The sequence below is a fragment of the Enterococcus sp. DIV2371 genome, assembly GCF_050498525.1.
Taxonomy (GTDB): Bacteria; Bacillota; Bacilli; order Lactobacillales; family Enterococcaceae; genus Enterococcus_B; species Enterococcus_B mangumiae.
Genome location: NZ_JBIPAJ010000001.1, coordinates 39,223 through 58,800, shown reverse-complemented (window position 1 = coordinate 58,800; position 19,578 = coordinate 39,223). Strand labels below are relative to the sequence as shown.

Genomic DNA, 19,578 nt, shown 5'->3' with positions numbered 1-19,578 from the left:
TTCTTCTCCTCTAATCGTGATATTCTCCACGATCCCATTTTTCAATGAATTCATGGAAAAAATCTTGCTGTAATTGTTCTTCACTTTGATGATCCAATGATTTGATTTGAGCGATCAGCTTTTTATTTTCTTCCGTTGGTTGATACTCGGCTTTAATGAACGCTTCAATAATGTCACAAATCAAAAACTCACCTGTGATTTTAGCGCCGAATCCAATCACATTAGCATCTAACTCTTCTTTCGCATAGACTGCGGTTGTCATGTCCCGAACCAACGCACTTCGTATCCCTTTCACCTTATTTACAGCATTATTGATACCAACACCCGTCCCACATAAACAAACACCCAAATCAGCTTCTCCACTCGTTACGGCTTCTCCTACTTTTTTGCCATAAATAGGATAATGAGTGCGCGTATAATCATAAGTTCCGACATCAACAACTTCATATCCCTGAGCTTTCAAAAAATCTGATACAGCAATTTTAGTATCTGTAACAATATGGTCACATCCGATTGCTATTTTCATATCCCTTCATCTCCCTCTTATTCGCACATTTTATTTAACATATCAACTCGTATTTGATGTCGACCACCATCATAATTTGCTTGAAGAAATTCTCGCACAATATTTTTTGCTAATACTTTACCAACAATATTTGCGCCAAGAGTGATCACACGAGAATTATTATGTTCTCTTGTCATATAAGCTGAACGTTCATCGGAAACCTCAGCTGCTATAATCCCCTTTACTTTGCTTGCTACCATAAAACTACCTGCGCCATATCCATCAAAAACGATGCCTAAACTTTCTTTATCCGCTAGCAATTCTTGAATAACGTCCAACGTTGAATGTACAAAATCTGATGCTGCTTTCTCACTTTTGTCCACGACTTCAAAACCGCTTTCAATTAAGTAAACTTTAACCTCATTTTTTAATTCCATTCCTTCTTGATCTGATCCAATTACGACACGCAAAACAATCTCCTCCTTTAATCACGACTCCGATTTAAAATAAATATTATTTTTAGAACTGTTCTAAAACAAACATAATATCAACCTCAAAAAACATTATAGAACATTTATAAACATAATTCAACACATTTACGTTCTTTAAAAACACAAACAAACAAAAATAAACGTCACTTTCAATGAAATGACGTCTACTTGTTTATTAATTTCTGCTAAATATTTCATCTAAATTGAGCAATCTTTATACATACATCAAGAAATACAATTTTATATCACCGGCTCTGATCAATTTGTACTCTACTCTTTTTAAGACTACACACAAAAACCTTCCTACAAATAAAGTAGGAAGGATAATATAAATTCACCTTAATCCACTTTCTTCCTTCTTGCTAAATAGAACAATGAAAAAAGAAGCGTGAATACTCCAGCGAGTTGCCATATATTGTTTGTTTGCTCTCCGGTATGAGGAAAATTTTTATTGCTAGTTTTTTTGTTGCTTGTATTCTTGCTTGTATTGCTAATATTTTGAGAATTTTGACCTTTATTACCATTATTTGTAGTTCCAGTTTTCTGTTTATCTCTCACAGTGATTGCAGCGGTACTCGTTACACCGGCATAGCTATAGGTTACTCTATACGTACCGACTTTCGTTGTATCCACACTACCTTCGACTGTCACAGCTTCGAAACCTACTGGGTTGCCGTATTCATCAACTGCACTGTCAAAATTGTCTTCTGCTTTCCAATTCGTTCCGATATAAAGCGTGGAATCATGAACATTTACTGCCGTCGTACCGACTTCTTTGACTGTGATCGTAGCACTACTTGTCACTCCGTCATAGCTGTATTTTACTTCATACGTGCCGACTTTTGTTGTATCCACCATACCTTCGACTGTTACAGCTTCGAAACCTACTGGGTCACCATTTTCATCAACCGCACTGTCAAAATTATCTTCTGCTTTCCAATTGGATCCAATATAAACTGTGGAGTCATGGACATTTACTGCTGTCGTACCGATTTCTTTGACTGTGATTGTAGCACTACTTGTCACTCCGTCATAGCTGTATTTTACTTCATACGTGCCGACTTTCGCTGTATCTACACTACCTTCGACTATCACAGCTCCGAAATCTACTGAGTTGCCATCTTTATCCACTGCACTATCAAAGTTGTCTTCTGCTTTCCAATCCGTTCCGATATAGAGTGTAGAGTCGTGGACATTTACTGCCGTTTGATTCGCCTGCACTATAATTGTAGCGAAACTCGTCACACCATTATAACTATATTTCACTTCATATGTGCCAACTTTCGTAGTGTCTACTGTACCTTCAACCGTCACAGCTCCAAAATCTACAAGATCGCCATTTCCATCAAGCACACTATCAAAGTTATCTTCTGCTTTCCAGTCCATGCCTATATAGAGCGTGGAGTCATGGACATTCACTACTGTTTGGTTCGCTTGTAATGTGATTTTGGCAATACTTGTCACTCCGTCATAGCTGTATTTCACTTCATATGTGCCGGCTTTCGTAGTGTCCACTGTACCTTCAACTGTCACAGCTTCGAAATCTACTAGGCCGCCGTCTTTATCGACCGCACTGTCAAAATTATCTTCTGCACGCCAATTTGAACCGATATACACGATGGAATCATGGATATTCACTGCCGTTTGGATTGCTTTGACTGTGATTGTAGCAATACTAGTCACTTCGTCATAGCTGTACTTCACTTCATATGTGCCGGCTTTCGTTGTATCCACTGTGCCTTCCACTGTTAAATCTTCGAAAGCCACTGGATTCCCGTCTTTATCTTTTGCATCAATAAAATTATCTTTTGCTTCCCATTTATCACCTTCATAAATAGAGGAATCAATCACCTCAATACTTTCTTGTGAAGTTGCCCAATACCAATCTCCCTTCATAGTCGCACCCATATAATTAGTTGCTAACTCTAAAGAAGTGTAAAGAGGACCAGACTGATCTTTCTGCCATTTGCCAATATAAGTAGTATCAATTGGTGGTGCGCCTAATAAAGAATCTTTAAATACAAAATTTTCTCCTAACTTGATATGTTCGAGCGGTGTTTGCCAAAAAGTATCTGGACCCATAGTTGCTTGTAAGGTATTAAAATTTGATATGTCCAGTGATTTTATACTTGCATAGGAAAACATGCCCATCATATTCGTCAGATTAGGTGTTTCAAAATTTGATAAATCAAGGAATGTTAAACTTCTCATGTCATAGAACATTTGCCCCATATATATGACAGAACTTGTATCAAATTTTGATACATCAAGGGTCGACAAACTACTTGCCCCAGAAAACATCTGTCTCATATCCGTTACTTTACTTGTGTCAAACCTTGATACATCAATGGAAGTTAGCGCAGACATATTGCAAAACATATAATGCATACTAGTCGTTTGACTCGTATCAAGATAGCTTAGGTTTTCTATTTTTGTCACTTTGTTCAAACCATAAAATAGCATTTCTAAAGAATCCCCTGCTGTTACCTTTCCGTCAAAAATGATTGAAGTAATTTGATCACTATAGAAAAAAAACGGTGAACTACCATTCGACATAACCGATGAAGATAGTTGACCCGCCCCAATGTGTAAAGTTCCATCGGCGTCAATTTCCCAATCAACTGTACCCAAGTGACCAGATGTAACTGTATTAGCTGTTAAACTGACTTCTCCAGTTGTTGTGTCTTCTTGCGACACTAAATCCTCTTCAACTGCGTTAGCCAAGGAACTATCTACCGTTTCTGTCATGGAAGTTGGATCTTCACTTAAAATTGGTGACTCATTTATTCCCTCAGGACGACCGGATTGATCGGTAGAATCTTCTACGATACTTTCAATTGGTTCACTAGTTGTGCTATCTTCAAGAGTTCTTTCAGCACTACCAGTAGCTATATCCCCTTCACTACTCTCTTGTGTCTCTAGTTCCTGTGACTGCTCTGTTTCAATAGTCTCCGCCACTACTTGTCCTGTCCCTATTAAGGAAGGGCTTACTAACAACACGGCACTAAAAATAGCTATCCATTTCTTTTTCATTGCTTCTCTCCATTTCTTTTTCAACCATATCTCTCAATTCAGGTATGTAAATTTGATAAATGTATTTTTCAACCACTCCAAAAATAACGTTAATAAAAATAAAAAAGCTTGAAATTCAAGGTTAATATTTTAAAAAATAACATTATATCATTTTACATATCTATACCAACAGTGATATAATAACATGACGAAAAAACGACTACTATCCACAATTTTTGTAGAACAAACAACAAAAATTGTATTCAAGAAATGGAGTAAGTTAGCAAATGATACCGGACTATTTAAGAAAAGAATTGGCAGTTCTATTTTTCATTGTAAATAAAGATCAAACAACGACTGATGAGATTTCACGAGATTTGAAGTTATCTAAAAGAACCATTAGAGAAACAATTTCAACGATAAAAAAACATTTGGAAGAGCATCAAGGACTTAAAGACTTTATCGTAATAAAAAAATCTGGCATGATTCACATCCATCCCACGTTTAAATCAGAAGCAATCGATGTAGCATACAATTTAAAGCTGCAATTACTTAAAACAAATACGATTTTTAATTATACTGTTCTAATACTTACTCGAACTTCACTGGACAAGGCTACCATTCTAAATGAACTTTTTATCTCGAACAGTTATTTGAATAAAATCACACAACATTTAAATAACTTCTTTTCATCTTTTGATTTCATGATCACTATTTCAAAAGGAAATTTTTCTTTAAAGGGAAATGAAATGAATATACGCTTATTTTCTTATTTATTCTTGCAAGATTCTTTTCAAGATATCGAATGGCCATTCTACGACATGCCCCTCGAAAGTATTCTAGAGAATATTCCAGAAGACATTTTGATTTACTCGCATCAACGGTCAAATATAAAAAATAGATCGCTATGTATTCTCTATGCTATTTTGCAAATCAGGATCAGGAACCAGAATTACGTTCCCCAACCAAAAGACCAATTGATCCAAACGCTCTTCACGATTATTCATGAGATTATTGGTGTAGCTTCAATTTTTGAACAGGACACCTTTGGCACTCTCGAAAGAAATGTGGAGAAAACGGAAATTCAATATTTTAACTTTCTTGCACGTATTTTTATTTCAGATGTCATTCAAACAAAGGAAAAAATCAATTTAGGAAAAGCTTTCGTGAATGAAATCCATCCTTACTGTACGCTGTCTAATGATGTCCTTAGAATGAACACGATGTTGATCGAAGAGGGTATTCTAGAGGAAGAACGATGTTTATTTAACTACTATATAACATTATTCAATACTTTTTATTTTCTAGTTGGCGATACATTAGATTGCTTTTCTGATTTATTTATCCCTTCTTGGTCGTTTCATTCCGAGGTAAAAAATGAATACATGTCGATCATTGAGACGAACCTATCTCCCCTTACTATGAATGAAAAGCACAAACATTACTTAGCAAATCAACTATATACTCTTTTCACCTCTGAAATGAAGTCAGAAGTGAAAATCTATTTGCACCTATCCAAAGACTTTACTGCAAGCTTTTTTGTTGAAAATCAGCTTAGACATTTATTTAATGAAAAGCAAATTATGATCACAGATAATTATTCTCTATCAGACATCGTCATCACAGATATGCTAGAACGGCCTACATCGAATAAGAAGATTTTTTATTTAGATTCACTAGATAATGCAACAAGATGGAAAGAACTACTCTTCCTGATTCAAGAAACCTATCTAGATAAACAAATGAAGCAGAAACATCAAGTTCGTAAATTTTAAGCGCTTACTCTATTGTTGACAGAATAAAAGGACTGCGGAATCTAACATGATTCTACAGTCCTTTTATTATCTTTGACTAGATGTGTCTAAAAGTAAGTTAAGATTTCTGCTCTTTTTTTACAAAGTAATGCCTTAGATAATAAAAACAAGCCCCTAAAGAAGCGATGGACATGATCCATAGATAATCATGAAGTGGTACACTGATTTTTATACTATCCAGGTATTCCAATGTCTTTTCAAATGTATATGACAGAAGAAACAACAGTAAAAATACTTTGAGTTTGCCAAGTTTTTGTTGAATAGTTTGTTCTCCTAGTGTAGCTAATCCTAAAATCAATCCGATAGTACTTGGGTGCAATATAACTAACTCTTGTTTTGACAATATTTTTGCGATGCCAATAGCCATTACACTCGCATATAACGCAAGTATCACGTTTCTTAATATATTGCTTAGTATGATTTTCATGTTCGTATCAACTCCAAAATAGATGTTTTACATAGACTAACTATTTAACTTCTTCACAAATAGATATACATCACTTATATCATTTTCTGCCGATGATTTCCCATATTAGTCAGAAAATACCTTTTTGGGGTCATAATCGTCCATGAGGTTGGGGCAATGCTGCTCGAATTTAAGAAATCATATCAAAAGCCGATAATTTATCTTTGAATTTTGAAATTATTTATGGAGGAGTTACTTCTTTAGCAACGTTTATTCCAATTTTAGAAGAAGCGAAATGACTAATGTCATCCCCCTAAACAAATTCCATTTCACTTTAAAAAAAACACGAAATAAATGTTTTTACTTTCTAAATTATTGTATAATACTCCTATCAATTGAAAAATAGAAGGTTTTTATGAACGAATTCGAGTTAAGTGAAGGCATTTATCAAGCAATCGTTGATGGTACTTTGAAAGGATACTTACACTATCTTGATGAACGTAAAGCAAAGAAGAAGGAAATGTTGGTTAGCGGTGCATATGCTTGGACGAAAGGGAATCATATTGATGATCAAGTAGCAAAAATAGGGCAAAGTGCTGGTATTGATTTTACAGTGGAAAAAGCTGGCTATACATGGGAATATTTACAGTTCACCCTAAATGAAGAAGCCGATACTTTTATGTTGATCGTCAAGAACTCTCGGCGGATCCGCCAAACGTTTGATGGCGTGATAAAAAAAGAAAAAAATTACCTAACAGACTTAGCCGATCTCAATCTTCCCGCATTTAAAAAATCAGGATTGTCCCTTTTAGAAAAATCTGAACAGATCGAACTAGAATTAAATTACCCCGAAGAAATCAAGGCTATCCAAGAAGGTCGCTCTTTAGCAGTTGAACATGCTTGTTCTCGATTTTACATAGTTACATACGAAATCAATGATGACACCAAAATAATTGACTCTATCCATCTAATGATGCCAAATAGTGAGTCAATGTGTTTGGTTTCGATAAAAGATTTATCTACTTATATAGTTACTAGCCCGTATGAGCTTACCTATGATGATGTAGCGATCATCAAAGAAGAAAAAACGACCGATCAAACAATCTTTTCCGGAGAACCAAATGCTTTTGGGCTTTCTGTCGCTGTAGAGATAGCAGAGAAGGAAATTTAATGAAATTAAAACGTTAGGATGTGTTAACCATGTTTTTCGGAGAGAAATTACAAGCTGTTCGAGAATTAAAAGGTCTCTCCAGAAAAGAGCTCGCTAATCTAGTCAATGTCAGCGAGCAAGCGATATGGCAGTATGAAAATGGCTATACTGCGCCTAAATTCGAGATCGTAAATGAATTCAAACAAATTTTTTATGTAAAACCACAATTCTTTTATACTGAAACTTTCACTAAAAACATAGCCACCATGGAACAGATTGCCTATAGAGCAGAAGATCGCGAAGCTAGAAAAAAAGCAAAGATGGAAACAACGTATCTAAATTTCGTTAGTCATTTCATTTTAGCCTTTGAAGCGAATGTGGAGGAGCCGCCAAAAACGATCTACCACTTAAGACAAGCATCTGAAGAAGAGTATTATGCAACTTCTAAAACTACTGATAAAAAAATGATTATCCAACACCTAGCAGAAAGAGCTAGAATTGAATTAAAAATAAAAAATAATAAAGAATTATTGTATAAATTAGAAATGGCTGGGGTTTCGATTCTTGAAAAAAATATGGGCGCACAAATTGATGCCTATAGTGTTTGGACGAAAGAAAATCGCCCCTTAATCATCTTAGGAAATCAAAAAAAATCTTCTGTCAGAAGAAATTTTGATCTAGCACATGAACTAGGCCACCTTTTGATGCATCGATTGATTGATATGGATAGTCTTTCTAAAGAGGGGCATAAGGTCATTGAAAAAGAAGCAAATGACTTCGCCTCTTATTTCTTACTTCCAGAACAAGAGTTTATCAATGATTTTAAACAAATCAAAAAGAAATCGAACCCATACTCTTATGTGGAATTGAAAATGAAATACCTAGTCTCAATCATTGCTTTAGAGTATCGTGCGTATAAGTTAGGGTTACTAAGTTTTGAAGAAAACAGATATTTTTATGCTTCGCTCAATAAATACAATATGCGCCAAAAAGAACCTCTAGATGAAGATATTCCAATTGTCCAACCGGGTAAAATTCGAGCACTTCTTCATTTTGTTTTTGAAAATCAACTTCTTTTATTAAATGACTTTTTGGATAAATACAATATTGAGCTTTCATTTCTAGCTAACCTACTCAGTGTCGATGAAAACTTCTTAGCAAAATTCAACGATACGATTCGAGCAGAATATTATCATTCAAATATTATCCATTTTTCACCTAGTCGAAAATAAGGATAATTGAACCCTATAACGCATTCTTCTGACATTCTGTAAGTTACTAAAATTTTTTCTTTAATAAGCCGTCAAGTTAAAAAATATTGCCTATTTTTTAACTTGACGGCTTATCTCAATTACACACTTCTATTTTCGGCGCAAGCGAAAGCTTTATTTTGAGCGAAGGAAAATTAGAGATCGGTTCTGTTGGCTATATTTACTTCGTAGACTTTGATCAAAATCGTGTAAGAAACCAAACATGTCACATCATGGTGATGGGAGAATAATTTTCTTCCGCGGGGTTTCCCATTCATTCCTGATCCACCATTGATGGCTAGACAAAACAGACGAAACCACACTCTCTCTACCGACTCCCATTGGTTGAGATGAGGCTGTAGTTTCGTCTTTTTTGTCATCTGAGCCAAACGACTCTTCTAGTGTTCAACGACGATTGAACACCCCAACGGATGATCGTTTGCTCCTGGTATTTGCCGATTTCTAAATACTACTTGAACATTTATTAACCCTTCTGTTTTGATCTGATAGCTATCATCTTCAGGAGTAACGGTGATCGCCCCAACTGGAATCCCATGTTGATCCACCACTCGCTGTGTCACTTCTTCAGTCAGTTCAAAAACGTGTACGGTCAAGTCTTTTGTATAATCATATGCAGCGGTCGTGTTGACGGAACCTTCAATGATCAGTGAATTAGGGCGAACCATCAGCGGTAGATTAAAATAATCATAGGTCTGTGTGTGCCATTGTAGTCCTTCATATACCCGATTATCTAAATAATTCGTCCAACGTCCTTCTGGTAAATAAAATGAGACCTGCCCTTGTGCATTGAAAATCGGCGCAATCAATAAGCGTTCACCAAACATGTACTGTTTATCGATTGTATGTGTCGTATAATCTTCTGGAAATTCCAGCATCACTGGGCGCATCATTGGTATGCCTGTTTGCGCTGTTTCTACTGCTTGCTCATAAATATAAGGCATCAGGCGATTTTTTAATTTTGAAAATCGTTGACTGACTAAGGCTGCTTCTTCGCCAAAGTTCCATGGCACACGGTATTCGATGTTTCCATGATAACGGCTATGTGTCGATAGCAGTCCAAATTGAGTCCAGCGTTTATAGATGTCTTCTGAAGCATTTTCTTCAAACCCACCGATATCATGACTCCAAAAGCCGAAACCGGATAAAACAAATGAGAGTCCACCTCTTAATGATTCTGCCATAGATGGATATTCCGATAGATTATCACCACCCCAATGGACTGGGAATTTTTGTGAACCGACCGAAGCGGAACGAGCAAAGACGACCGCTTCATCTGGACGTAATTCTGCTAATAATTCAAAGACGACTTCGTTATAAAGATACGCATAATAATTGTGCATTTTTTTCGGATCAGAACCATCGTGATACTTCACATCAGTTGGTATGCGTTCACCAAAATCCGTCTTGAAGGAATCGACACCGATTTCTATGAGTTCCTTCAGCCGTTCTTTGTACCAGTCACGAGCTTTTGGATTGGTAAAGTCAATGATCCCTTGACCCGCTTGCCAAAGATCCCATTGCCATACTTCACCGTTTGTATCTTTGATGAAATACCCTTTTTCTTTACACTCTTGAAAGGCCGCCGCTTTTTGTCCGATGTAAGGATTGATCCATACACAGACTTTCAACCCTTTCTGGTGGATTTTTTCAATCAATTGTTGGGGATCTGGGAATAGCTCATGATTCCATTCAAAACCACACCACTCAAATTCTTTCATCCAAAAACAATCAAAATGGAAGACATCAAAAGGAATCTCTCGTGTCTGCATTTCTTCAATAAATCGCATGACTGTTTCCTCGCGATAATCCGTCGTAAAGGAAGTCGATAACCACAACCCAAATGACCATGCAGGAGGCAATGCAGGTTTGCCAGTTAAATCGGTGTATTTCTTTAGGATCGTTTTCATATCTGGCCCATAGATGATATAGTATTCCAACCGTTCACCGGCGACACTGAATTGTGTCCGAGAGACATTTTCCGAACCGACTTCAAATGATACCTTTTCAGGATGATTGACGAACACGCCATAGCCTTGATTCGTTAAATAAAAAGGAATATTTTTATATGCCTGTTCACTCCCCGTGCCACCGTCTTGATTCCAGCAATCAACGACTTGTCCATTCTTGATAAAAGGGGTGAATCGTTCTCCTAAACCATAGACGTATTCGTAAGGGTCTAGTGACAACTGTTCGCGCATGTATTGCGTACCGTCACTGCTTTGAATCATTGCTTGTGCTTTTGGCATAGAAGACGTCAAACACTTCCCCTCTGCGAGAAAATCAATTTGGAACGCTGCATTTTTTGTTACTCGTGCTTCTAGCTTACCTGATTTGAAGATGTAAGTTTCCTCATTTTCTGTATCGATCATGACAGAAGGCGATTGCTTATTAAGGTGAAAATGAGGACCTGTTTGTGCTTTGTCATGATGTACCAGTTGCACTTTGATGATATCTTCTCTTGGTGACTCAAAGGTCAACGTTGTCATCCCTAGATTCAAGGTATCTCCTCTTGTGTGGATCGGTTTATATGGTAAGTACAACGTCAGCTTTTCCTCATCCACTTGAGCCTCATATACATGGTTCGGGTGTTCAAGATGAAACCCTTCTTTTGCCAACCAATAGCCATTTGTAAATTTCATTTTTTTCCTCCTACTTCACTGCGCCATCTGAAATGCCTTTTACGACATGTTTTTGCAAGACAACAAATAAAATAATAATTGGTAAAACGACGATCACTAGCGCAGCCAGTGCTAAGTGCCACTGCTTGTTGAATTCGCCGAAGAAATAAAACATTCGTAAAGGGATTGTGTACATGCCCGCTTTATTGATGCTTAATGAAGGCAACAGATAGTCATTCCAAAACCACAAAGCGTTCAACACGATCACAGTCACCGTCGTAGGTTTTAATAAAGGAAAAATGACTTTCCAGTAGATTTGGAAGGTATTTGCCCCATCGATCAATGCCGCTTCATCTAATGATTTCGGAATACCTCTTAAAGCACCATAATACAAAAAGGTCGACATACTTGTTGCTAACCCTAGATACATCACCATCAAACCAGGCTGATTCAACATACTGACTTGCCCAAAAAGTGAAATCAAAGGAATCATGATTCCTTGAAATGGAATCAATAAACCAATCGCTACAATAAAATAGAGTAATGAACTTAAACGACTCGTATTTCTTGATAAGGCATACGCCGCCATCGAAGAAACGAACACGATCAACACTAAGGACCCAACCGTTATCAATAATGAATTGGCTGCGCTTTTCAAAAAATCTAAGCGCGCAAATGAATCAATATAATTTTCCAGTGTCAGTTCCGCTGGTAAAGTGAGCGTGTTTTGAAAAATCTCCGCTTTGGTCTTGAACGAATTGATCACCACCAAGAAAAAAGGATAAAACCACAAGCTAGCAAGCAACAACCCGCCAAAAATCAGCAAAGTCTTCTTAAACTGTCGTGAATGTTTCACATTTGATTGCTTCATGCGCTGACCTCCTTTTTACGTGTCAGTGAGATTTGAACCACTGAGATGATCACGATAATGACGAGAAAAATCACTGCTTTCGCCTGAGCATACCCCATTTTTCGCATTCCAAATGCTTCATTGTAGATGTTCATCGCTACCATTTGTGTGGAATTGAATGGGCCACCTTGTGTCAGGGCTAAGTTTTGATCATAGATTTTAAATGCGTTGGACAACGTCAAGAACAACGTGACGGTGAAAGCCGGCATCAACATCGGTAATTTGATACGGAAAAAGACTTGCAGAGGATTCGCCCCATCCATATCCGCCGCTTCCAAAATCTCTTCTGGAATATTATTGAGAAATGAGATGTAGATCAGCATCATGTACCCACTCATTTGCCAAACAAATAAAATAATCAGTCCCCAAAAACCCGTTTCTGGCGTGTTCAACCAACCGGCAAAAAATTCGATACCTGTCATGGCTGCCAGACTTTCAAATGCTTTATTAAAGATGAACTGCCAAATAAATCCTAGGATGATCCCACCGATCAGATTTGGCATAAAAAAGATCGTACGGAAAAAAGTCGTCCATCTGCCTAATTTTTGAGTCACGAACATCGCGAGTCCTAACGCCACGACGTTGATCAAAAGCACACTAAAAAATGAAAATTTCGCGGTAAACAGTAAACTGTCGATAAATCCTTGGTCACTAAATGCGCGAAGATAGTTTTCGAACCCAACGAATTCACCCACCGTATTGCCATTCCAGTTGGTCAGGGAATAATAGCCACCTGTCAGTAGCGGAATGAACAAGACGATCGCTAGCGCCAATAACGCGGGTGCAAGTAATAACCAAAAAGCTTTTGTGCGATTTGTTAACATAAAAATCCTCCTTGTTTCTTACTCCCGCTCTTGTGCCCAACTGGTTTGCAACGTATCGATAAATTCATCCCAAGAGATTCGTCCAGCTGCATATGCTTGGATCTGCACACCAAAAATATTTTGCCCATATCCGTCTGGATAGGAATTGTGGACCCACGGAACAGTCTGTCCTTCACTTAAATAGGTGTAGATTTCCTTAGATAAAGGATCATGAATCGCTTCACTTGAGAAATTAGTATAAGCTGGAATGAATTGAAACTCATCAATGATTGCCGTCATCGCTTGTTCATCGGTATACATCCACGTTAGAAATTCGATCGAAGCGTCAATGATTTCTTGGTCCTTGTCTTTATTGACCCCCCAATACCAGGCTGGACCTGCGACGATTTTACTTTCTTCTGGAGATTCGATCTGCATCGGGATGATGCCTAGTTTTTCTTTTGTAAAAGTCTCATCTAAGCTATCCAAGGTTGGAACGATCCAATTGCCTTGATGGATGATAGCGACTTTTCCACTCGCAAATAGCTCCTCAACAGACGTACTGTAATCCATTGCTTCCATTGGCTGTGCGTTGTATTCAATGACTAGATCCGTGTAGTTTTTCATTTGTTCTGCATAATCCACGCTCAATTCAGGCGCTTCATAGGTCTTTTCTAAGCTATCATCAAACTCTGGAGCAAAAAAATTCGAACTATATTGACTGGACACCCATGTTTCTGCCCCACTAAAACCAAATACGCCTTGTAGCCCTAGTTCTTCTTTTTTGCTATCTAATAATTGAACAGCTTCTTCAAATGCTTCAAATGTATTGATTGAATCATTATCAATACCTGCTTCTTTAAAAATCTCTTGATTGATCAACCAGCCATATCCTTCGATATTCATCGGGACACCATAAATCGTTCCATCGAGAGTCGCGCCTTCCAATGTCCCTTCGATTGCTTGTTTTGCTAATGTTGTTTCCCCAAGATCATAGAGTTTATGTTGCCATATCTGTGTATCTGCTAAGCCACCTAACATAAAAATATCTGGTTCATCTCCAGAGGAAAACTTCGATTGCAATGCTGCTGTCGCATCTGTCCCTCCACCGACTGTGGTCAAATTGATCTTGATTTCCGGATGATCGTTCTCGAACGCTTCCACTAATGCATCCATTTGCTCGGCCGTTTCTGTCTTGATATTGAAAATCTCTAATGTTACACTACCATCATCTGAACGCCCGCTTTGTGTCGTGCCACAGCCGGCAATTCCTAACAACATGGCAAAAGCAAGTACCAAAAATCCTCGTTGTTTCTTCATGATCTGTCCTCCTCAACTTATTCATAAATTGATTATATTGATATCTACAACGGTATGTAATCGCTATCTTAGTCGAAATACCTTGTAATATTGATCAAAATGGAGGAAATGTGATGTTTAGACCAAACGATATTTTTACCCCCAACCCTAGTCAACAAGATATTGATACAACGCTAAAGGAAATGACCGAACATGGTGATAGTTTGTTTCCAGTAGCTGTTCACTATACGAACCACCCAGTACACCAGGAAAATATGATCCATCCCCATTGGCATCGAGAGCTGGAGATTCTTTACGTCTACCGCGGACTCATGGAAGTAAAAGTAGAAGGTTTGTCTTACGTTGTTCGAGAAGGGGATATTTTGTTTATACCTGCGAACCAATTACATGAAGCTCTCAATTACCAAATGAATGCCTGTGCTTTTTTTGCAATCGTGTTTGATGCGTCATTCATCGAAAGTCGGATTTCTGACCATATCCAGCAAACCTATCTTGATCCGTTGCTCCATTCAATGGAGCAATCAACCATCCATTTTACAAATAATTGCTCTGATATTTTAGCTATCCAACAACTCATTACCACGATCATCGATACTTTTGCCTTGAAAGAATCACGATTTGAACTGACGATCAAAGCCCAATTGTTACTACTGATCAAACATTTTTCGCGTTACAGCACACAAGTAACTTCTGCAAAATTAGTTGACAGTAAAAAGAAACTCAATACGTATCGCTGCAAAAAAATCATTCTATACATTGAAGAAAATTATCAAAATACGATCACCCTTGAAGCGATCAGTAGTCATATCGGCTACAGTAAAGAACATTTCTGTCGCTTTTTTAAAAAACATTTTCGCATGACCTTCTTTACGTATTTAAATCAAATGCGAATCAAAAAGGCAGAGTACCTACTGCTGCATTCAGATTTGAAAATTATCGATATTGCATTAGAAGCGGGTTTCGATGATCCCAATTACTTCACTAGCTTATTTAAACGAGAAACACAAATGACTCCGTCAAATTATCGGAAAAAAATGCGCGAGTTCACTAGTATGTGAAACTATTTTTATTTAAGCAGTGGTAGAAACTAGGATAAATCTCACAGATGTTTGCTGAATACAAAAAATAGCGACTCAAAACTTTTTTCAAGTTTTTGAGTCGCTATTTATTTTGTTGCTATTTCTTACCATAAATAACGTTCTAGATTCTTCTTTACTTTAAAATATCGGTTGTTATAATAATGTGTGTTCATACTATATTTATCAATTAGGAGTTAATGTGTATATGGAAAATAAAGCTTTTTTAGCAGTTAGTAGCTTGTTTTTTTTGTTTACGTTAGCAAGTTGCCATTCAATAAATGACACGATGCCACACACAAAATCTTCAGTAATGACTACTACCAAAACGACTGCCACGGAATCATCTACACCATCGTTTGATCCCTCGGACTCAAAGAGCGAACCATCAAACGATACGACAACGATTCACGGACTAAACGATCCAGCCACGATATCTTTAAATGGAAAACCTGCAGTTACGATCGAAATTATCAAAGCCAGTGCCCAAGCTAATGATATCATTCAAGAACAAGAGTACTTAGCTTACCCTATGGATACTATCATTAGACTTGATATTCGCATGACCAATCACTCAGTAAAAGATTTTAATAATGGTTCGAAGTTTTACAGAAACTTTGAGATCACTACAGAAGATAATATCCATGTCGATCCTACATTACAGAACCAACCAGATGATCAGCCGGCAACTGATGCTTTGGAAATAGGCTCTACAGGAGTTGTCCAAGCTTACTTTGTATTAGACGAAGAGATGAAAAACACTAACGTTCAAACAATTAATATCGAATACTATTATCTACGTGATTTACTTAACCCGAATAGTCAAGATTTTCGTTCAATCAAATTCAAGCTTCCAGTGACACATTAATTTTCGATGTTCATCACACGGATCAATTCCTTGATATCTTCAGGATTACCGGTAGGGATATTTATCCGTTGTGCATTATTGAGTATATTTTGTTCTTCTTCCTTCAAAATAGCTTGATCATCTGGCTGTTGGAAATGACTTGGTACAGGATAGTAGGTGATTGAGCCATCGTGATTACTGGAGTAAACGATACCACTTTGATAGCCATATTTTCCTGATATCATGACTGTCTCATTCGGAAACGTCAAACTACTTTCATCATAAGGATTGATCGGTAATCCTGCTGGCGCACGTCGGACATTAAGCTCAAATTCATTGTTCGCGAGATCAGACTTGTAGTTGGTTCCCATGATCGTCAACCAAACTCTGGCATACTCGATTTGATCATCCGTATAACCGGCTAAGGGATTTGTCTCTTCGATCATTTCAGAAGAGGTTGTTGTCGTGATAGTTGAACTAGTGCTAGTAGAAGTTTCAGCCGATTGACTGCTAGATTCACTCGTTGCTACTTGAGACGACGAAGCTGTTTCCTGTGTTTCCTCTGTCGAATAGTCTGAAGAAGCACTTTTCTCATCATTTGTTTTTCCACCGCATCCAGTAAGAATAAATACAGCTACCATAATTAATACCATTGAAGATTTCATAACCATACGCCCTCCTTTTTCATTACAATAACATTGTAACGTATCTCAGGTAAACGCACGAGTAAATGAGGTATTCTCTGAAAATTACATGACGGCTACATTTTCTCCTAAGTAATCAAAAAATAAGGCAGTAACCATGAAAGAATTCATAGCTACCGCCTTATTTTAAGAATATGTTTCACCCACCTAACACCGAATAAACGGTGTGCCAGAAGTTGACCTTCAACACTAAACGAAAAAATGATAAAAGATAAACATACTTTTCAATTTTCTAGCTTACGGCTCAGGACAAGACACTACTCTTTCTCTATTCTACTTCAAATGTTGCTAATACTTGGATCAACTTAGCCGAACCACCAGGAGTGCCGCTGCGTAGTTCCACTGAAATCACATCTCCGGATTTAAAATCAGAAGATTTACTTACTTTGATACTATCAGTTAACTTCTCACGTACAGATGAATAGTATGCTTTGCCTTTGTAGACTTCAGCAATGTATTTGCCGTTTTTATAGATCATCATTCGATTTTTTCCTTCAAAACTTGCACGATCGAAATCAATATCTAGTCGGCTTCCTGATAATTTGATGTTCTTTACCGCATGATCTAATAAAGAAGTGTCAACTGCTAAATCTTCTTCTAACGTGATCGACTCTAATAAACGCTTGCCTGTTGAACTATGACCAGGTGAGTTTGGTGCAGTATATACTTCGATCACTTGTCCTTTGACTCCGGAAATACTACGACGGACTTGAGTTCCGCCATCCTTTTTACTTGTGAAGGAATAGTAAGCTTTGCCTTTGTATGTTTCAAAATGATAGCGGCCATCCACGTAAACCATCAATCTTTCTGAGCTATTGAAACGTTCTGAATCTAAGTTTAAATACGCATACGCTTCACGATCTTGTGTACCTACAGTCAATAAGTTCGTTTCTGTTTTTTCTGGTTCTACTTGGATATTGTCAAATTTTGCCCAACCGTTTCCTGTTGAAGAAAAACGAAGAATGTATGTATTTTCTGTTGCAGGTGTCGTAAACGTAAATTCTCTGCGTGTCCAGTTCTCGTTGTTGTGGGCTGTTTCTTCTAATGAAACGAATCCTTCATCATGATTCATCGTACCGAATTCAACTTTCGCTGGGAAATCAGCACTTCCTGCGACATCATAACCAAATGTATAGGTCGTGTTTGGCTTCAATGTCAAATATTGATGAATGTTTTCTCCATATGTTGCGACCACGTACTTATTTCCATTTAATTCTTCGATCTTCGGATTTTGTGTCCCTGGATTCGATACGATCCAGTTGTTCAATCCATCATTGAAATCACCGTTTTTAATTGCTAACTGCTCTTCTACCTGACTACTGATACTGGCCAAGTCACCTGTTGATTGACTTGTCGCAAATGTTACCGCTGGTCCTCCTAATGTAAGTAGTAACATGCTTGCTGCTGCAATTTTTTTCAAATTGTTTTTTTTCATCTCAAGCTCCTTATAGATTTTTTTGTAGCGAATAGTTCGTTATACAGTGAACTGTAAAACATAATCTATCTCGCCCTCTAAAAATACTAACTGAAAAATGAGACAATAAAAAAACATTTTTTTCTGAAAAAATATATTTTTGGATACATAACAAAAAAATAAAAACGCCTACTGTAAAATAACTTGAAGAAACAATGCGTACTGACCAAAAGAATGCGGATTTATCATGTAAATTGGTCCATATATTTTTTCAGATAAAATAAAAAGATACGACCGAATGTCGTATCTTTTTCACTTTGATTATAGAAATCACCCAATAAGGACGATTCATTTGTACATAACAAGCCACGCTGTTACTTACATCATTATTTGTTATAGTTCGCCCGTTGTTTAAAATGCTGGGATATTTGAACCTTTTGTATTGTTCTTGATATAGTCAGCGACTTCTGGTGTTGTCATTGCTTCTTTCAATACCTTGATTTTCTCGCTGTCTTTTTCTTCTTCTCGAGTAACTAATTGCAATGCATAATGTTTGCTTGCTTCTTCATCCTCTAGTAATAAAGCATCTGCTGTCGTCAAGTTTGCTGGTTCTAGATAAGCTGGATAACAGAAAACCATAGCGATATCACTCTCATCATAAGCTTTGACCAAATTCAAAAGATCGATACTTTCAAAATTTAGATTTTTAGGATTCTCTACAATGTCTGCTACTGTCCCATCAAAGCCGACACCATCTTTCAATGTAATAACGCCATTCTCATTCAAAATCGCTAACGCACGACCTTCATTTGTTGGATCGCTAGGGATACCCACTTTCGCATTTTCTGGCAAATCATTCACATCATCATATTCTTTGGAATAAAACCCGCCCGCAAAATAATAGATTGGTTGAACAGCTACTAGATCCGCATCTTTTTCTTGATTGAAGCGTTCCATAAATGGCTCATGTTGTGCAAAGTTTGCATCTGCTTCATTATGTTGCACCGCATCATTATAAGCAACGTTATCACTGACTTCCATGATATTGATCGTATATCCTGATTTTTCTACTTCTTTTTTGGCAATTTCTAAAATATCTTTTGATGATTCCAATTGCACGGCTACAGTGATTTCTTTCTTGCTTTCTTCTGTCTCATTGCTTCCCCCACAGGCTGCTAAGACAAGTACACTTGCTAAAGCTAACGTGAATAAATAAAACTTTTTCATGATTTTTCTC

The 19,578-nt window shown here is 37.2% G+C and carries 16 protein-coding genes and 1 pseudogene; 6 read left to right on the top strand and 11 right to left on the bottom strand.

Annotated elements, in window-relative coordinates; all coding sequences use genetic code 11:
• Positions 1 to 10: 10 nt before the first annotated feature.
• The 3 genes from lacB to IGL24_RS00250 all read right to left on the bottom strand — a co-directional run bounded on the left by lacB (position 11) and on the right by IGL24_RS00250 (position 4,029).
• Positions 11 to 526, bottom strand: a complete 516-nt coding sequence (lacB, locus tag IGL24_RS00260) for a galactose-6-phosphate isomerase subunit LacB (RefSeq protein WP_207115944.1) — start codon at positions 524 to 526, stop codon at positions 11 to 13.
• Between the two features lie 17 nt (positions 527 to 543).
• On the bottom strand, positions 544 to 975 hold the full coding sequence (lacA, locus tag IGL24_RS00255) for a galactose-6-phosphate isomerase subunit LacA (protein ID WP_207699914.1): 432 nt from the start codon (positions 973 to 975) through the stop codon (positions 544 to 546).
• 360 nt (positions 976 to 1,335) lie between these two features.
• A complete protein-coding gene (locus tag IGL24_RS00250; RefSeq protein WP_429968369.1) occupies positions 1,336 to 4,029 on the bottom strand; it encodes a bacterial Ig-like domain-containing protein in 2,694 nt (897 codons plus the stop codon).
• A 266-nt stretch (positions 4,030 to 4,295) separates the two neighbouring features.
• Between IGL24_RS00250 and IGL24_RS00245 the strand changes: the two genes are divergently transcribed.
• Positions 4,296 to 5,783: a helix-turn-helix domain-containing protein gene (locus IGL24_RS00245; protein WP_207699916.1), complete on the top strand. Its 1,488-nt coding sequence runs from the start codon at positions 4,296 to 4,298 to the stop codon at positions 5,781 to 5,783.
• Positions 5,784 to 5,880: 97 nt separating this feature from the next.
• Here IGL24_RS00245 and IGL24_RS00240 read toward each other — a convergent pair whose 3' ends face one another.
• Positions 5,881 to 6,249 (bottom strand): hypothetical protein, encoded by a 369-nt coding sequence (locus IGL24_RS00240; protein WP_207699917.1) that lies wholly within the window; start codon positions 6,247 to 6,249, stop codon positions 5,881 to 5,883.
• Positions 6,250 to 6,643: 394 nt separating this feature from the next.
• On the opposite strand from IGL24_RS00240, the gene IGL24_RS00235 reads away from it, so the two are divergent.
• From IGL24_RS00235 to IGL24_RS00225, 3 genes and pseudogenes are all read left to right on the top strand, one after another.
• Positions 6,644 to 7,399 carry a hypothetical protein gene (locus tag IGL24_RS00235; protein WP_242699760.1) on the top strand — a complete coding sequence of 252 codons (756 nt, stop codon included), beginning with the start codon at positions 6,644 to 6,646 and terminating at the stop codon, positions 7,397 to 7,399.
• A gap of 29 nt (positions 7,400 to 7,428) precedes the next feature.
• Positions 7,429 to 8,610 carry a helix-turn-helix domain-containing protein gene (locus IGL24_RS00230; RefSeq protein WP_207699918.1) on the top strand — a complete coding sequence of 394 codons (1,182 nt, stop codon included), beginning with the start codon at positions 7,429 to 7,431 and terminating at the stop codon, positions 8,608 to 8,610.
• Positions 8,611 to 8,735: 125 nt separating this feature from the next.
• Positions 8,736 to 8,879: pseudogene (locus IGL24_RS00225) on the top strand (YjbQ family protein); the annotation flags it as partial.
• 147 nt (positions 8,880 to 9,026) lie between these two features.
• Here IGL24_RS00225 and yicI read toward each other — a convergent pair.
• The 4 genes from yicI to IGL24_RS00205 are packed head-to-tail and all read right to left on the bottom strand — an operon-like array spanning position 9,027 to position 14,300.
• Positions 9,027 to 11,288 carry an alpha-xylosidase gene (gene yicI / locus IGL24_RS00220; protein ID WP_429966267.1) on the bottom strand — a complete coding sequence of 754 codons (2,262 nt, stop codon included), beginning with the start codon at positions 11,286 to 11,288 and terminating at the stop codon, positions 9,027 to 9,029.
• A 10-nt stretch (positions 11,289 to 11,298) separates the two neighbouring features.
• Positions 11,299 to 12,138: a carbohydrate ABC transporter permease gene (locus IGL24_RS00215; protein WP_207700403.1), complete on the bottom strand. Its 840-nt coding sequence runs from the start codon at positions 12,136 to 12,138 to the stop codon at positions 11,299 to 11,301.
• The gene (locus IGL24_RS00210) at positions 12,135 to 13,001 is read right to left on the bottom strand and encodes a carbohydrate ABC transporter permease (RefSeq protein WP_207115261.1); all 867 of its coding nucleotides are present in this window, start codon (positions 12,999 to 13,001) and stop codon (positions 12,135 to 12,137) included. The genes IGL24_RS00215 and IGL24_RS00210 overlap by 4 nt, the downstream gene beginning before the upstream one ends.
• Positions 13,002 to 13,019: 18 nt before the next feature.
• Positions 13,020 to 14,300, bottom strand: coding sequence for an ABC transporter substrate-binding protein (locus IGL24_RS00205; protein ID WP_429966266.1), 1,281 nt, complete (start codon positions 14,298 to 14,300; stop codon positions 13,020 to 13,022).
• A gap of 113 nt (positions 14,301 to 14,413) precedes the next feature.
• On the opposite strand from IGL24_RS00205, the gene IGL24_RS00200 reads away from it, so the two are divergent.
• On the top strand, positions 14,414 to 15,358 hold the full coding sequence (locus IGL24_RS00200; RefSeq protein ID WP_207700200.1) for a helix-turn-helix transcriptional regulator: 945 nt from the start codon (positions 14,414 to 14,416) through the stop codon (positions 15,356 to 15,358).
• A 331-nt stretch (positions 15,359 to 15,689) separates the two neighbouring features.
• Positions 15,690 to 16,244: a hypothetical protein gene (locus tag IGL24_RS00195; RefSeq protein ID WP_429968368.1), complete on the top strand. Its 555-nt coding sequence runs from the start codon at positions 15,690 to 15,692 to the stop codon at positions 16,242 to 16,244.
• On the opposite strand, the gene IGL24_RS00190 is transcribed toward IGL24_RS00195, so the two are convergent.
• From IGL24_RS00190 to IGL24_RS00180, 3 genes are all read right to left on the bottom strand, one after another.
• Positions 16,241 to 16,876, bottom strand: a complete 636-nt coding sequence (locus IGL24_RS00190; RefSeq protein WP_429968367.1) for a hypothetical protein — start codon at positions 16,874 to 16,876, stop codon at positions 16,241 to 16,243. The two genes, IGL24_RS00195 and IGL24_RS00190, sit on opposite strands and share 4 nt — an antisense overlap.
• Before the next feature lie 319 nt (positions 16,877 to 17,195).
• Complete coding sequence (locus IGL24_RS00185) at positions 17,196 to 18,362, bottom strand: carbohydrate binding domain-containing protein (RefSeq protein WP_207115265.1); 1,167 nt, start codon at positions 18,360 to 18,362, stop codon at positions 17,196 to 17,198.
• A 390-nt stretch (positions 18,363 to 18,752) separates the two neighbouring features.
• Positions 18,753 to 19,568: a MetQ/NlpA family ABC transporter substrate-binding protein gene (locus IGL24_RS00180; protein WP_207115266.1), complete on the bottom strand. Its 816-nt coding sequence runs from the start codon at positions 19,566 to 19,568 to the stop codon at positions 18,753 to 18,755.
• Positions 19,569 to 19,578 lie beyond the last annotated feature (10 nt).